Origin of the sequence: Streptococcus sanguinis, assembly GCF_003943735.1 — a bacterium.
Taxonomy (GTDB): Bacteria; Bacillota; Bacilli; order Lactobacillales; family Streptococcaceae; genus Streptococcus; species Streptococcus sanguinis_E.
Window position 1 is genome coordinate 118,548 of sequence record NZ_RJMV01000004.1, and the last position, 14,916, is coordinate 133,463.

Below are 14,916 nucleotides of genomic sequence, written 5' to 3' on the forward strand. Positions count from 1 at the left end.
TTAAATCTTTTAGTATCAGGAAAGTTCAATTCGCTTGAGCCAATTTTCAACCAAGGCCGTAAAGAGAGCCTCTTGATCTATCTGTGCATTGTGACCAGCAAGATCCATTACAGCATGAGTTGCCCTTGGATAATAGTGAGACAGTTGCGCTAACTGCTGGAAGCCCACGACTTGGTCCTGCTTCCCTGCTATAAAAAGGCTGGGCTTATCGTAGCCCTTTTCCTGTATCTCTTGATCCACTTCAAACGAAATAGCATAGTTTTCTTGCAACTTTTGGACAAAGGGAGCATTCATCATCTGAATCCCTGCTAGGATTTCTTTTTCAAACCGTTGATAAGTTTCTTTAGTCTGTAAAATCGCTAAATCAACGAAATCTTCGCTTTTGCCTGCTATATCAAAACCTACCTCTCTAATTAGCAGAGTATCTTTAGGCAAAATTCTTTCTTGCGGATTGGGTACAACTACTGGACAAATAAGCAGCAAACCATCAATCTTTGACCTTTTCTTAGCCAAAATTCCTCGAGCGAGATAACCACCATAAGACTCTCCAGCTAAGAGAAAAGTTTGTTCGCTGATTACAGTCTCTATAAAGTTCAAGAGCATCTCTAAAGTCGCATCCGCACTTGCAAAAGCAGGATTGGCATCAGACCTACCCATGCCAGGTAAATCTAAATAAATCCTTTTAAAGCCAGCATATTTCTCAAAAATAGGTTCCAAACATCCTTCCATCAATTCAGATGAACAGCCCAAACCATGAATTGCCAAGACTGGCTTTCCTTGACCAATCACTTTATAATATAATTTATTTCCCTGATAAGTAAAAAACATTTTTTCTCCAATCATACCTTAAAGACACGTTTTGCTCAAGGTGGATTCTTTATCGAAACTAGTCAAAATAATATTGTTTATGAGCCTAACAAATTATTCTTATCATCTACACCCATCAAAGCTTCTAGATGAGCAAGCTTATTCTTTCCCCTTGATTTCAGAGCTTCATGCCTCATTCCCAAATATCAAGGTCGACTGCTGCAGATAAGGGTTGGGATACTTGACTAGCAGGTTCCTTACAACTCTTACCAAGTCTTTCTGCTCAGCCTGACCGGATTGGTAACGAAGCAAAAGATGCATAAAATCTTCTTTTTCAGTTGTACTGGCTTTTTTCTTAAAATAGCCCCAAACATGCTGAAAGGCATTGCAGACCTGACCGCGGTTTTCAGGCAAGGCTACCGCCTGGTCAATCAAGCCTTGAACATGTGCTGCTTCCACCGAGTCGCTTTTTAGATACTGACGGATTTCTAGATAGATCTTACTAGAATGACTGAGAACCAGATATTTATTTCTAGCCCAAAGAGTCTGACATTGGGAGATTTGGTTTACATTTTCCATGATTACTTTCCCTACTGATTTTCAATTTCGAATTCTTCTCGTTTCGTCTACATCATTGCTCGCATCCTAGTAAGACAGAAAACAAATCAACTATGATTGGAATAAAATTTCGAAGAGTATTAATCAAAATCCCCAATCACATGACTGGGGAATCGTTCATTAGCGTACTTCTGCTCCGAGTTTTTCGGTCAGGGATTTTTCGATTTTTTCCATGTATTTAGCCACTTCTTCGTCAGTCAAGCTGGCTTCTGGATTTCGGAAAGTCAGGCTGTAGGCCATAGATTTGAGGCCGACACCTAGCTTGTCACCAGAGAAGATATCAAAGAGCTTAATATCTGTCAAGCGTTTAACACCAGCTGCTAGGATTGCATCAAGGACCTCTTGATGAGTGATTTCAGTCTTGAGCAAGAGGGCCACATCACGGCTGACAGCTGGGAATTTAGTGATTTCCGTAAATGGCTGTGCTGGCTGGAGCTGCTCTTCGATAGCAGACAGGTTGAGCTCAGCTACATAAGTTTCAGGAATATCGTAAGCCTTGGCTGTCGCAGGATGGACCTGGCCGACAAAGCCGACAGGCTGGCCATTGATAGAGATTAAAGCAGTCCGTCCAGGGTGCATGCTCTTAATCTGGTTGCTAGCCGCGTATTCAGCTGTCAAGCCCAACTTATCAAAGAGCGCTTCCACTACACCCTTTGCATAGAAGAAATCAACTGCTACTGGCTTGGTCTGGAAGTCTTTTTCATTAACCAAACCTGTCAAAGCAAAGGCAAAGCTATTGATTTCATTTGGCAGGTCTTCCTTAGGATTGCCAGTCTGCTCAAAGACTTTTCCAATCTCATAGAGGGCTAGATTCTTATTTTTCCGAGCTACATTGTAGGCTAGGGAGTCCAAAATGCCAGAAACCATGTTCTGACGGAGAACAGAGCGCTCCACTGTCATCGGCCACATGAGCTCAGTCAAGTTACTAGGATTGAGAGTAAACTCAATCGCCTTTTCTGGTGTCGTCAAAGCGTAGGTGATGATTTCTGTCAGCCCAGCTCCCTCTGCTAAGGTCCGTACTTGACGGCGCAGTTGTTGCGTTGCAGTCAATTCACCAGCAGTCCCGTCATCTTTTGGCAGGCTAGCTGGCAATTTGTCATAGCCGTAAATACGGGCAATTTCTTCATAGAGGTCCGCTTCGATTAAAATATCCCAGCGACGGCGAGGTACACTGACAGTGAACTGTTCAGCATTTCCTGACAAGCCAAAGCCAAGTCTGCGGAAGACATCCACAATATCTGTATAAAGTAAATCTGTTCCCAGCACACGGTTGACATCTGCAAGACTAGACACCACTTCTACATCGCTAGTGTCTAAGCTACCAGCTGATACGATACCAGCCTGAACAGTCGCTCCTGCCAAGTCCGCAATCATGCTTGCTGCCGCATCCAAAGCCTCATTAACAGTTGCCACATTGATGCCTTTTTCAAAACGGGAAGATGATTCCGAGCGCAGGTTAAGGCGACCGCTGGTCTTGCGGATTGATTTACCATCAAAGACAGCTGCTTCCAGAACAACACGAGTGGACTGGCCAGAGATTTCGGTCGCTGCTCCTCCCATGACACCAGCCAAAGCCACTGGCTTATCTGCCACAGTAATGACTAAGTCGCTAACTTCCAGCTCCCGCTCTTCTCCGTCCAGCGTCACCAGCTTTTCACCAGCACGCGCTTCCCGCACAACAATCTGGTCGCCCTCAAACGTATCCAGATCAAATGCATGCATGGGCTGACCAAAGTAGAGCAGGATGTAGTTGGTCACGTCCACTACATTGTTAATCGGACGGATACCTTCGTTCATGAGGAGATTTTGCAGCCACTGAGGACTTGGGGCGATGGTAACATTTTCCAAGATACGAGCCGCATAGTAAGGGGCTTTCTCTGTCTCAAGGGCTACTGAAAGACTGTCAGCTGCCTGCTTTTGATTTTCCACCAGCGAAAAATCTTTGAAATGTACTGACTTATCATAAATCGCAGCCACTTCATGAGCCACCCCACGCATAGACAGAGCATCAGCTCGGTTTGGTGTGATGGAAAGCTCGATAATCTCATCGTCCAAGTCCAGATAAGAGAAGACTTCCTCACCTGGCACTGCTTCTTCAGGCAGGATTTGAATGCCATCCGCAAATTCCTTTGGCACGACAGAATCAGAAATGCCCAGCTCACCGAGAGAGCAGATCATGCCCAGTGACTCCAAGCCACGGATTTTTCCTTTTTTAATCTTATAATTGTCGGCAATGCGAGCACCTGGCAAAGCCACCATAACCTTGATGTCTGCGCGAACATTTGGAGCACCACAGACAATCTGACGGTTCACCTCTTCTCCGACATTGACTTGACAGACATGCAGGTGAGTATCTGGAACATCCTCACACGATACCACCTCACCAACAACAATTTTCGACAGGCCAGCAGCTGGTGATGTCACACCTTCCACTTCAATTCCTGTCGTTGACATTTTCTCAGCCAGCTCAGCGCTTGCCACATCAATGTCCACTAACTCTTTTAACCACTTATAACTTACTAGCATATTTAAGATACCAAGGGCGTCAAAAACGACTGAAAAATAGGAGATTGGCTAAGCATTCGATGAATGATTGCAGATCTATCTTTTTTCCGAGTTTTTAGCCCGGGTTCAATTCCTTTCTCTATTCTATTGCTGAGGAACTTGACCGACCAAATTTTAGGGATTTGTCTGAAATCCTGATTTCAGAAACAAATCATTTCAATTTAGAGCTTTTAGGTCGTATCATTTCCTCTCTTTAAATTTTCTTGTTTATTTCAATTTCTTGCGCAGCAGCCAGTCTGTGTCTACCGTCTCACCAGTGATATAGTCGTGCTGGCTGAATTTTTCAAAGCCGTATTTGAAGTAAAAATCTTGAGCTCTAAAATTCTTTTCCCAAACGCCCAGCCAGACCCAGTCAAAGCCTCGTTTCTCGGCTTCTTCCAAGGCAAATTCAAACATTTCCTTGCCCAAGCCTTGACCATGATAGGCTTTCAAGACATAGATTCGCTGAACCTCAAAGGCCTGTGGCAGTTCTTGCTCCGTTTGAGCCTGTCCCCAGTTAAACTTGAGAAAACCAGCAATTTCACCATCTTTGACAACAAAATAAGTCTCTGACTCAGGATCTGCCAGCTCCTTTTCGATAGTCGCAAGCGACAGCTCATTGTCAAAATAATGAGCCATATCAGCTTCCTTGATAAATGGACCAAAGGTTTCTTGATAGGTCGCGACCTCCAACTCCCGCAGGAGGCTCGCTTCTTCTTTTTTGACTCTGACTAACATACTGCACTCCCTTCTCAGAAAAGCTGCATTTATGAATACAGGTTTCTACTTAAACTGCTGAGAAAAACGAATATCTCCTTGGTAGAAGCCACGAATGTCGTTGATACCGTAGCGAAGCATAGCTACCCGCTCTTGACCAAGACCAAAGGCAAATCCAGAATATTTCTCTGCATCAATGCCGCTCATTTCCAGTACTCGCGGATGCACCATACCAGCTCCCATAATCTCAATCCAGCCAGTCTTCTTGCAGACATTACAGCCGGCACCACCACACTTGAAGCAGGAAACATCCACTTCAACAGATGGCTCTGTGAATGGGAAGTATGACGGACGCAGTCGGATACTGCGGTCCTCGCCAAACATCTTCTGGACAATCAGCTGCAGCGTTCCTTGCAGGTTTGCCATGGAAATATTTTCTCCAACCACCAAGCCTTCAATCTGATGGAATTGGTGGGAGTGAGTCGCATCATCGGTATCCCGACGGAAAACGCGTCCTGGTGAGATCATCTTGAGTGGCCCTTTAGAAAAGTCATGAGCGTCCATAGCTCGCGCCTGCACCGGACTGGTGTGGGTTCTGAGCAGGATCTCCTCTGTAATGTAGAAAGTGTCCTGCATATCCCGTGCTGGGTGATCCTTAGGCAGATTCATCCGCTCAAAGTTGTAATAGTCCTTCTCCACTTCAAAGCCGTCTACGACCTGATAGCCCATCCCGATGAAAATATCTTCAATTTCTTCACTAGTCTGGCTGAGAATATGTCGGTTCCCTACTGGAATTCGACGGCCTGGTAGAGTCACATCCAAGGATTCCTCAGCCAGTTTCAGAGCTACTAATTGCTCTTCCATCTCTTGAGCAGTCTTTTCAAAGGCTGCTGTCAGAATATCACGCGCTTCATTGACATGCTTCCCGATAATCGGCCGCATTTCAGCTGAAATGTCCTTCATCCCTTTCAGGACTTCAGTCAGCGAACCCTTTTTCCCCAAGACAGCTACACGCAAATCTTGCAGTTCCTTTTGATTCTCAGCCTTGAGCTGCTTAAGAGAAGCTAGAGTCTCTTCACGCAGGCTTTTCAGTTGTTCTTCAATCGTTTTCGTCATTTTCCCTCCAAAATAAAAAGCGCGCCAATCTCCATAAGCGGAGCGTTGACACGCGGTACCATCCGTTTTTTATCTGGCAAGCCAGACCTTACTTATCAATCCTAGAGCAAGTGAATTCGCCTAGCTTTCATCTAGAGAGCTTTCAGTCGCTGGCTCCCCTCCCTGTTAAACTTCCCCTAGGTTACTGGTCTTGCGGATTGCTATTTAGTTATATTTCATTCTAACAGATTTCTAAATATTTCGCAAGCTAATCCAGCTGAATTCTAGATTGAACTAAACCTCTACCCTTTCATCCTCTTTTTGAAAATCCAGACAGAAGGGATAAAGAATAGGAAAGCATAAAGCAAAACCCAAAACAGATGAGGCAAAAGTGAATTCAAATCTTGAGCCAATGCTAGCTGAACAGCCTTGGCTGCATGGGCAAATGGCAAAGCATTGCAAAATGCTTCAAAACCACCTCCTATCATCTCAATCGGAAGCACTGCTCCACTGAGAAAAACCGTGGCATTGACAAGAATAGTTCCAAAACCACTGACTGCATTACTGCTAGAGAAAGCTGAGCCTAAAAGTAAGCCCAACGAAATAAAGAGCAGAGCTACTGGAATCAAAACCAAGAGTGCGTAAAAAGTTCCCAGATTTAAGGATAAGCCAAAAATCATTGCAGTTGCAAAACTAGCTATGCCCTGTAAAAGAGCCAGAGGCAGAACTGGAATCGAATACCCTAAGATATAATCCACACTTCTAAGCGGTGTAGATAGCAGCCGCATGAGAAAAGAGCTATTGCGGTCTGTTGTCATTAGACTGCCAACAAAAATAGTTAGCCAGGAAGCACCAAACACCATCATACTTGGAGCAAAATTTTCAATGGAAAATATAGCTGGCATCCCTTTGAGGCTCTGTTTCATAAGGGACAGGGCGATAATCAGAAAGACAGGAAAACCAATTCCCATCAGACTGCTGACATAATCACGCATGATTTCTTTGAAATTGCGCTTTGCAAAAATGAAGGCTCTCATGCTCATTCCCCTCCTTCCGTATAGGACAAAAAGGCCTCTTCAAAATCCTTCTTACCGGAAGCTTGGATAATTTCCTCGGCTGTCCCCAAGATCTGCACCACTCCCTTATCCATAATGCAAAGTCGGTCGGCCAAAGCCTCGGCTTCTTCTAGATAATGTGTGGTCAGAATCACTGTAACTTTTCCCTTTAGTTGCTCAATATTCTTCCATAACTCCCTTCTAGCCCGTACATCTAGTCCCAAGGTCGGTTCGTCCAGAAACAAAATCTTGGGCTGACTGATTAGAGCCATTGCAATACTGAGCTTGCGCTGCCAGCCACCTGACAAGGATTTGGCCTGATCATGCTGTTTATCCGTCAGGTCAAATGTCTCCATCAGATGCTCTGTCTTTTGCACCGCTTCTTCCTTAGAAAATCCATATAAACGAGCAATCATCTCCAGATTTTCCTTGACTGTCAGCTTGGGAGCAACAGCTGTTTCCTGAGGCGAAACATTAATCATTTCCTTGACAGCATCTTCCTCCTTGCGAATGCTATAGCCTAGCATTAAGGCATCTCCTGCTGTCGGCTCAACTAGACAGGACAGCATCTTAATCGTTGTTGTTTTCCCCGCACCATTAGAGCCCAGCATGGCAAAGAATTCACCCTCTTCAATTTTTAGATTCAAACCATCAACAACCGTCTTTGAGCCGTATTGCTTGGTCAAATCTTGCATCTCAACTGCATACATAAGGACATCTCCTTTCATCAGATATGAGGAACTAAAAAACGAAATGTAATTTAAAGATATGAGTTTAACATCTAAAGTTAATCACAACTTACTCATTTAGCTAAAAACTGAGCTATTCTAACTCAATCTCGAAAGAGTTTGGTATAAGTTGTATAACTTCTTATACTTATTATACACTCATTCATTAGTAGTAGCAAATAAAAGCAAAAGAAAAAATCTGCTTAAGCAGATTCCGATTTTATAAATCACTTTTTGAACTTTTGTCTCCATTGAAGGTCTGATTAAATAGATCTTCATAGAGTTCGTAACGCTGGATGGCAATGCCTTGCTGGGCATCTGCAAAGAGGACCAGAGCATCCCCAGGTTGAATTTCAAACATATCTCTCACTTCTTTGGGAATGACAATCTGCCCCTTGGGGCCAACCTTGACCGATCCCATATAGCGGTTTTTTTGAATATCTTCTTCCATTCTTTCTTGACTAACTCCCTTTCCGCTTCTATCTCTTCGTAAAATCTACTGGAGCAAACTGCACTTCATTTGCTCTTCTCATTCACTTGAGCCAATTCTATTATACAACTGCGGGAAAGGTTTTACAAGAAGAGACTATCGAGAAAAAGAAGTCTGTAAAACAACAGACTCCCTTTCTTTCTATTTAATCACTTGTCCTGCTTCTTTCAAAACATCTTCTGGCACAGTAATGCCAAGTTCTTTGGCATTTTTGGTATTGATAACAGATTTACCAGTATCAAAAATATCTACTGCAGTATCAGCAGGTTTAGCACCTTTTAAGACTTTAGCTGCCATTTTACCAGTCGCAACACCTAGGTCATACTGGTCTACAACGACAGAGGCAAGACCACCTTCTTCTACCATGGCTGTTGCACTTGGATAAATCGGTTTCTTAGCTTCTTTATTGCTGGACACAACTGTCGCAAAAGCTGATGCAATGGTATTGTCAATTGGAATCCAGATAGCGTCAACCTTGCCAGTCATGACATTCATGGTTGATGCAATTTCATTGGTTGAAGGAATAGAGTATTCCTCTACCTTGTAGCCTGCCTCTTCAGCCAATTTTTTGAACTCTTCTACCTGAGCTTTGGAGTTGTCTTCGCTGCTAGAGTATAGCGCACCTATAGTCTTAACATCTGGAGTTAATTTTTTAATCAGCTCTAACTGTTGCTTGGCTGGATTGCGGTCAGAGACACCCGTGATATTGCCACCTGGCTTGTCCAGATTTTTCACTAGGTTTGCTCCGACTGGATCTGTGATAGCTCCCATGACAATAGGCTTGTCCTTAGTAGCTGCAGCCAGTCCTTGGGCAGACGGAGTTGCAATCCCAATCAGCACATCATTTTCATTGGAAACCAGCTGTTTGCTCATAGTAGAGACCTTACTCTGATCGCCCTCAGCATTCATAAAGTCAATCTTAATCTTGTCGCCCTTATAGCCTTCCTCAGCCAGACCATCCTGAATCCCCTTGTAAATCAAATCCAGCGAAGGGTGGCTGACATACTGCAGCACGCCTACCTTGACTGTCTGACTGTCGCCACTAGTCTTAGTGGTGTTTCCTTTGCTGTTCAAGCTGGAATAGACAATCCCACCGATTGCCAAAATGGCCAGAAGGCCTAAGATAGTTATTAATCGTTTATTTTTCATGTTCTTTCTCCATTTCTATGTTTTATATTTTTTCTGTTTAATCCCTAGGGACGCCATCGTTTAAACATAGGCAGTTCTCCTTGTTTTTTATAATAAGCAACAAAAAACCTCACACAGGTATTCTGTGTGAGGGCGAAAATCGCGGTGCCACCTCAATTATGGAAAATAGCTAATATTCCCATATCTCTATCTTGTCATCAAACAAGCTGCACTGTAAGGTGTGCCCACCGAATTCTTATTGTTTCAAATTCATTTTATCAATTAGCCCAACTTCGTAAAGATTTGCTGCTCATTTCCACCAACCACAAGCTCGCTAAAAACAAATTCATCTACTACTTTTCTAATTTCCTATATTTTAAGTTTTTCCTGAAAAGATGTCAAGACCTTTTTGAAAATTTTTATAAAATGTTCGGATTTGACTACTCAAGCAAATTTCCAATTTTTAGCATGAAAATAAGATATTATCTTCAATGCAAAAGCCAAACCGATTAGAAAACTAAAAACGAAGAGACTATTTATGATAAAATCTTGAAAAAAATATTCCTTATTCGAAGCAAACAGTCCTAATAGTTTTCCGACTGACTGCTGATTGATTGGAAAAAGATAAAGTAGTTTTTGAGCAACTCCTTCTCGAAAAATCTGAGCTAAAAAATAGGGCAACAAATACAGACTAATAGAAAATGACAAGACAGACAAAGGAGAGTTTAGCAGAGAGGACATCAATAATGTTACTCCCGCTGTAAAAAGAAGCCCTGTAAATTGTAAGCACAAAAACCAAAAGTAAACTTGTAGATGATTCCACTCCAATGGAAAACTGAATAACCCCAAATCTAAGTTAGTCTGAATACTAGAACTCCATCCACTAGTATCATACATACTAGAAAATACAAAATAAGTGACCATTTGAAAAACTATAAATAGTACAAAAGTCAAGAGGAAAGCCACTCCAATCTTGGCCCTTATCAGTTTATTACGGCCATATTTAGTTGTCAACAATACTTGATTCATATTTTTAGCCTTATCGTCTGAAAAAATCAAAGAACAAACTAAAATGACTAGAATAGAAACTAAAATCGAAACATTTCCCTGAACTTTATATAAATCAAGCCAAGGTGCATAATTGCCAATTTTTAGAGGTTTCCCAAACTCTTTAAAACCAAGATCCTTAATGCTACGTACTTCTATGTCTTCAATCGTCAACATTTTTCCTTTTTTCACACGTTCCATCTGCTTTTCATAAAGATGACGTGCGTCTTTGACAAAAACATCACTTATCTGTTCTGTAAAGAGATAAAATGGATGAAAGAGCCAAGGTTCTCCTTTCTCTTTCCAACTTCCATCATCAGAAAGTTCTCTCTCTTGAAATTTTTTGAGATCGTCTGCTATAATCCCTCGAATTTTATCATCTGTAAACTCCCCTCTATAACTCTGTTCAATATCTTTGGAATAGCCATGTGCAACATTGTCTCTCGCTGCAAATTGATACTGAGAATAATGATAGCCTATGAAAAAAATACCAGCAAGTAGAAATAAACTTGCAACAAAACTTCCCAAAATCGTTTTGTTCTTTAGAATTTTTTGAAATTCAAATCTAATAAGTGTCTTCATCCCGCATCTCCTCTCTAAAATAATAGAGATACAAATCTTCTAAAGTTGGGCTAACCAAGGAAGCCTTCGGGATTGGAGCTTGTTCAGAAACAATTCTCATCACGATATGTTGACCATCCTGGCGGCGATTGCTCACAAGAAAAGTCTCTTCTAATTTATTAGCCTCACATTCTGTTACTTCACATTCCCAAACCTTGTCAGATATTTCAGAAACTAATTGATTAACCGTTCCTCTATCTCGTAAACGCCCATTTTTTAAAATCAAAATTTCGTCAGCGATACTTTCGACATCTGATACAATATGGGTCGATAAAAGAATGATTTTTTCCTTTGATAAACTACTTAATAACTTTCGGAATTTAACCCGTTCTTTAGGATCTAGTCCAACTGTTGGCTCATCTAACACAAGAACTTGAGGATCGTTTAAGAGCGCTTGTGCAATTCCTAATCTCTGCTTCATTCCACCAGAAAGTTTTCTAATTTTTTTATTTTTGATAGCAGATAAGCCAAGCAAATCTAATAATTCATCGCTTGTTGTAGAAGCATTTTTTCGACTCAACCCTTTTAAAGAGGCAATATAGAGTAGAAAATTTCTAGCAGTAAAGTCAGGATAATATCGAAAATCCTGTGGTAAAAAACCTAAAACATCTCTAAAATTTTCTGCTTGATTAACTATATTTTTTCCGTTAAAGAAAACAGCTCCCTGAGTAGGCTTCATGAGACCACAAATAATCCGAAAAAGCGTCGTCTTTCCTGATCCATTCGAACCTAAAAGTCCGTAAAGTCCTGGTTTTAATGAAATGGAAACATAATCTAATACCAACTTGTTTCCATATTCTTTTTTAATGTTTTTAAGACTGAGTTCCATTCCACATTCCTCCTGCTGTCAATTTTTTTAATTGTTTAAAGAACAAAAGTACGAGAATCAAAAGAGATATTAAATAAGTTAGGAACCAATAAATAACAGCCATACGATAAGGATTGAATAGATTCAAAGCTACAAATAGAATTAAAAGAGCCATACCCAAAACGAACCATGCACTACGATGATTGCCAGAATTTCTCCAACAAGAGAGAGAATAAAACAAAACAATACAAACAATATTATAGGGGACTAACAAATACAGTAACATACTAAAAAAAGAAAATCCAAAGAGTAAGTTTGTTAATATAGAAAAGCTCAGAACAATCAAAAAATCAATAAAGCCAAAAATAAAGAGTTTCACTAATACATGCTGGCGTAAATCGTACTTGAAAGTTTGCTCTAATTCCCACATTCCAGATGTAAAACTTTTAAATAATTCCTCCATAAAGAAAAGTAGAGAGATTATTAGCAATCCTGTTAAATTTTTTATTAGAGTATAAACGAGACCGAGCGGATTGTTTAATATAACTAATAAGCTGATTCCCAATACTGCGAACTGAATCAACCAAGTTTTTAAACTAATAAACCGAATAGTAAAAAGAGCCAATTCCAGATAAGAAATCATCTTTTTCTGACTTTTCAGATGAGCAACACCGAGTAAAAGAACCTCTTTTTTTCTAGATTCATCAACTTCTAATTGATAATTTTTTAAACGTTCAATAACTTTTTTCGTCATAAGCAAATGCCTCTTTATCTAAGAACTTTGACAGTTTTACAAGCCCTTGATGAATTCGGGACTGAGCAGTTGGAACACCTACACCTGTAATCTTTGCAATATCCTTAACCTTTAAATCATGGTAATATCTCAAAATAATAGCCTCTCTTTGAGAATTTGACAACTGATTTAAGGCGTGTTGAATTACCTTATTTTCTTCGTTAACTACTAAATTTGTCATACCATCGCTTTCGTGAGAAGATAAAACACTTTCGTTGAATTCAACTTTTTCTATTTCTTTCTTTTTATAATGGTTATTACAATGATGAACAGCAATTGTGAATAGATAATTATGAAATTTCCCTGTAAAACGATAGTTTTTGATATTTTCTATCACTTTAAGAAAAATATCTTGCGTCAAATCTGCTGCTAACTGGACATTACCATAACATCTGCGTACACAGTAAAAATAGATAGAGTGATAATACTTCTCAATCACCCTTTCCCACGCATTTTGGTCTCCATTTTTTATCTTTTGAATTAAAATATAATCTTCAAACATTCTAGCTCCATCTATATTTAAATTCCTTCTCACTACTATATTAACAATTTTTATATAAAAATCATTTAATTTTTTAAAAATTTTTTGTCAAAAAATTTAGAAGCTTTTAGCTTGGTTTTTTGTTATAATTTTCTTTAGCAAGTTTCAAGGAGAAAAACATGTCTTTCGACGGATTTTTTTTACACCACATGACAGAGGAGCTCCGCCGCGAATTGCTGGGCGGCCGCATTCAGAAAATTAATCAGCCCTTTGAACAGGAGCTAGTTTTACAGATTCGCAGCAACCGTAAAAGCCACAAGCTGCTCCTGTCAGCCCACTCGGTCTTTGGGCGCGTCCAGCTGACAGATACCACGTTTGAAAATCCAGCTGTTCCCAATACCTTTATCATGGTCATGCGCAAATACCTGCAGGGCGCCGTCATTGAAGCAATCCAGCAAGTGGAGAATGACCGGATTTTGGAAATCAGTGTTTCGAATAAGAATGAAATCGGCGACAGCGTGGCTGTGACTTTGGTCATCGAAATCATGGGCAAGCACAGCAATATCATTCTCTTGGACAAGGCTAGCGGTAAGATTATTGAAGCCATCAAACATGTCGGATTTTCACAAAATAGCTATCGAACGATCCTGCCAGGCTCAACCTATGTCGCACCGCCTCAGACAGGCAGCCTCAATCCTTTCACTGTGGGTGATGAAAAGCTCTTTGAAATCCTGCATACTGAAGACATAGAGCCCAAACGCCTGCAGCAGATTTTTCAGGGATTGGGTCGGGATACAGCTACTGAACTCAGTGGCCGTCTGGCAGCTGACAAGCTCAAAACTTTCCGTGCATTTTTTTCCAGTCCGACCCAGCCTAGCCTGACCGAAAAATCCTTCTCTGCTCTGCTATTTTCCGACAGCAAGACCCAAATGTCCACGCTATCCGAGCTTTTGGACACTTTCTATAAGGACAAAGCAGAGCGCGATCGGGTCAACCAGCAGGCCAGCGAACTCATTCGCCGAGTAGAAAATGAGTTGGAAAAGAACCGGAAAAAGCTGGGCAAGCAAGAGGAAGAGCTCCTAGCAACGGAGAATGCAGAAGAATTCCGCCAAAAAGGGGAGCTCTTAACTACCTTTCTCCATCAGGTACCTAACGATCAGGACCAGGTTGAGTTGGATAATTACTATACAGGTGAGAAGATTATTATCTCGCTTGACAAGGCCCTGACTCCCAACCAAAATGCCCAGCGCTATTTCAAACGTTACCAGAAGCTCAAGGAAGCCGTCAAACACCTGACCAGCTTGATTGAGGAGACACGGACTACGATTCTCTACCTAGAGAGCGTGGAAATAGCTCTTGCTCAGGCCAGCCTGACTGAAATTGCAGAAATACGAGAGGAACTAATCCAGACTGGATTTATCCGCCGACGCCAGAGAGAGAAAATCCAAAAAAGGCAGAAACCGGAGAAATATTTGGCAACAGATGGCCAAACCATTATCCTGGTTGGACGTAACAATCTACAAAATGATGTGCTGACGTTTAAGATGGCCAAGAAGGACGAGCTTTGGTTTCACGCCAAGGATATTCCAGGCAGTCATGTGGTCATCACAGGCAATCTTCAGCCTAGCGATGAGGTCAAGACAGACGCTGCCGAGCTAGCGGCCTACTTCTCCAAGGCCAGACTCTCCAATCTGGTCCAAGTAGATATGATTGAGACTAGAAAACTCAACAAACCAACCGGTGGAAAGCCAGGATTTGTCACCTATACGGGCCAGAAAACCTTGCGCGTCACACCAGATGAAGAGAAAATTAAAAGCATGAAGATATAAAGTTACCCTCTTTAACTATCAAACTGACTTAGGAGCAGGACAGTCATTAGCCAGCTGAAGCATTCTATTATCTCCATCACTTTCAAGAATTTTTTGATAACAAAACAGGTAGAACATAAGTTCTACCTGTTTTTGAGCTTTTCCGAAATTCTTCT

The 14,916-nt window shown here is 41.3% G+C and carries 14 protein-coding genes and 1 other annotated feature; of the genes, 1 reads left to right on the top strand and 13 read right to left on the bottom strand.

Annotated features, from left to right (window positions below):
- Positions 1-15: 15 nt before the first annotated feature.
- From D8877_RS06420 to D8877_RS06480, 13 genes are all read right to left on the bottom strand, one after another.
- On the bottom strand, positions 16-843 hold the full coding sequence (locus tag D8877_RS06420) for an alpha/beta fold hydrolase (protein WP_125352761.1): 828 nt from the start codon (positions 841-843) through the stop codon (positions 16-18).
- A 150-nt stretch (positions 844-993) separates the two neighbouring features.
- Complete coding sequence (locus D8877_RS06425) at positions 994-1,386, bottom strand: YbgA family protein (protein WP_125352763.1); 393 nt, start codon at positions 1,384-1,386, stop codon at positions 994-996.
- Between the two features lie 159 nt (positions 1,387-1,545).
- The gene (pheT, locus tag D8877_RS06430; RefSeq protein ID WP_125352765.1) at positions 1,546-3,951 is read right to left on the bottom strand and encodes a phenylalanine--tRNA ligase subunit beta; all 2,406 of its coding nucleotides are present in this window, start codon (positions 3,949-3,951) and stop codon (positions 1,546-1,548) included.
- A gap of 246 nt (positions 3,952-4,197) precedes the next feature.
- Positions 4,198-4,707 carry a GNAT family N-acetyltransferase gene (locus D8877_RS06435; protein WP_009660486.1) on the bottom strand — a complete coding sequence of 170 codons (510 nt, stop codon included), beginning with the start codon at positions 4,705-4,707 and terminating at the stop codon, positions 4,198-4,200.
- A gap of 45 nt (positions 4,708-4,752) precedes the next feature.
- Entirely contained in the window at positions 4,753-5,802 is a 1,050-nt protein-coding gene (gene pheS / locus D8877_RS06440) for a phenylalanine--tRNA ligase subunit alpha (RefSeq protein ID WP_125352767.1), read from the bottom strand.
- A gap of 281 nt (positions 5,803-6,083) precedes the next feature.
- Positions 6,084-6,818, bottom strand: coding sequence for an ABC transporter permease (locus tag D8877_RS06445; RefSeq protein WP_185760186.1), 735 nt, complete (start codon positions 6,816-6,818; stop codon positions 6,084-6,086).
- 2 nt (positions 6,819-6,820) lie between these two features.
- Entirely contained in the window at positions 6,821-7,564 is a 744-nt protein-coding gene (locus D8877_RS06450; protein ID WP_185760187.1) for an ABC transporter ATP-binding protein, read from the bottom strand.
- A gap of 220 nt (positions 7,565-7,784) precedes the next feature.
- Positions 7,785-8,015 (bottom strand): AbrB/MazE/SpoVT family DNA-binding domain-containing protein, encoded by a 231-nt coding sequence (locus D8877_RS06455; RefSeq protein ID WP_004187353.1) that lies wholly within the window; start codon positions 8,013-8,015, stop codon positions 7,785-7,787.
- A gap of 180 nt (positions 8,016-8,195) precedes the next feature.
- The gene (gene trpX / locus D8877_RS06460; protein WP_125352774.1) at positions 8,196-9,203 is read right to left on the bottom strand and encodes a tryptophan ABC transporter substrate-binding protein; all 1,008 of its coding nucleotides are present in this window, start codon (positions 9,201-9,203) and stop codon (positions 8,196-8,198) included.
- Positions 9,204-9,328: 125 nt separating this feature from the next.
- Positions 9,329-9,562 (bottom strand) — a binding site (T-box leader).
- Between the two features lie 64 nt (positions 9,563-9,626).
- Positions 9,627-10,811, bottom strand: a complete 1,185-nt coding sequence (locus D8877_RS06465; protein WP_125346982.1) for an ABC transporter permease subunit — start codon at positions 10,809-10,811, stop codon at positions 9,627-9,629.
- Positions 10,795-11,679, bottom strand: coding sequence for an ABC transporter ATP-binding protein (locus tag D8877_RS06470; protein WP_125346983.1), 885 nt, complete (start codon positions 11,677-11,679; stop codon positions 10,795-10,797). Before D8877_RS06470 ends, D8877_RS06465 begins: the two co-directional genes overlap by 17 nt.
- The gene (locus D8877_RS06475) at positions 11,663-12,412 is read right to left on the bottom strand and encodes a beta-carotene 15,15'-monooxygenase (protein WP_125352776.1); all 750 of its coding nucleotides are present in this window, start codon (positions 12,410-12,412) and stop codon (positions 11,663-11,665) included. The genes D8877_RS06470 and D8877_RS06475 overlap by 17 nt, the downstream gene beginning before the upstream one ends.
- Positions 12,393-12,953, bottom strand: a complete 561-nt coding sequence (locus D8877_RS06480) for an RNA polymerase sigma factor (protein ID WP_009660270.1) — start codon at positions 12,951-12,953, stop codon at positions 12,393-12,395. Before D8877_RS06480 ends, D8877_RS06475 begins: the two co-directional genes overlap by 20 nt.
- 158 nt (positions 12,954-13,111) lie before the next feature.
- Between D8877_RS06480 and fbpA the strand changes: the two genes are divergently transcribed.
- Complete coding sequence (fbpA, locus tag D8877_RS06485; protein WP_125352778.1) at positions 13,112-14,761, top strand: Rqc2 family fibronectin-binding protein FbpA; 1,650 nt, start codon at positions 13,112-13,114, stop codon at positions 14,759-14,761.
- Positions 14,762-14,916: the final 155 nt, after the last annotated feature.

Excerpts from the sequence above, each read along its gene's own strand:
- D8877_RS06480 (WP_009660270.1), bottom strand. The coding sequence starts at position 12,953 with ATGTTTGAAGATTATATTTTAATTCAAAAGATAAAAAATGGAGACCAA.
- D8877_RS06450 (WP_185760187.1), bottom strand. The coding sequence starts at position 7,564 with ATGAAAGGAGATGTCCTTATGTATGCAGTTGAGATGCAAGATTTGACC.
- D8877_RS06420 (WP_125352761.1), bottom strand. The coding sequence starts at position 843 with ATGATTGGAGAAAAAATGTTTTTTACTTATCAGGGAAATAAATTATAT.
- D8877_RS06470 (WP_125346983.1), bottom strand. The coding sequence starts at position 11,679 with ATGGAACTCAGTCTTAAAAACATTAAAAAAGAATATGGAAACAAGTTG.
- fbpA (WP_125352778.1), top strand. The coding sequence starts at position 13,112 with ATGTCTTTCGACGGATTTTTTTTACACCACATGACAGAGGAGCTCCGC.
- D8877_RS06425 (WP_125352763.1), bottom strand. The coding sequence starts at position 1,386 with ATGGAAAATGTAAACCAAATCTCCCAATGTCAGACTCTTTGGGCTAGA.
- D8877_RS06445 (WP_185760186.1), bottom strand. The coding sequence starts at position 6,818 with ATGAGAGCCTTCATTTTTGCAAAGCGCAATTTCAAAGAAATCATGCGT.
- pheT (WP_125352765.1), bottom strand. The coding sequence starts at position 3,951 with ATGCTAGTAAGTTATAAGTGGTTAAAAGAGTTAGTGGACATTGATGTG.
- D8877_RS06465 (WP_125346982.1), bottom strand. The coding sequence starts at position 10,811 with ATGAAGACACTTATTAGATTTGAATTTCAAAAAATTCTAAAGAACAAA.
- trpX (WP_125352774.1), bottom strand. The coding sequence starts at position 9,203 with ATGAAAAATAAACGATTAATAACTATCTTAGGCCTTCTGGCCATTTTG.
- D8877_RS06455 (WP_004187353.1), bottom strand. The coding sequence starts at position 8,015 with ATGGAAGAAGATATTCAAAAAAACCGCTATATGGGATCGGTCAAGGTT.
- D8877_RS06475 (WP_125352776.1), bottom strand. The coding sequence starts at position 12,412 with ATGACGAAAAAAGTTATTGAACGTTTAAAAAATTATCAATTAGAAGTT.
- pheS (WP_125352767.1), bottom strand. The coding sequence starts at position 5,802 with ATGACGAAAACGATTGAAGAACAACTGAAAAGCCTGCGTGAAGAGACT.
- D8877_RS06435 (WP_009660486.1), bottom strand. The coding sequence starts at position 4,707 with ATGTTAGTCAGAGTCAAAAAAGAAGAAGCGAGCCTCCTGCGGGAGTTG.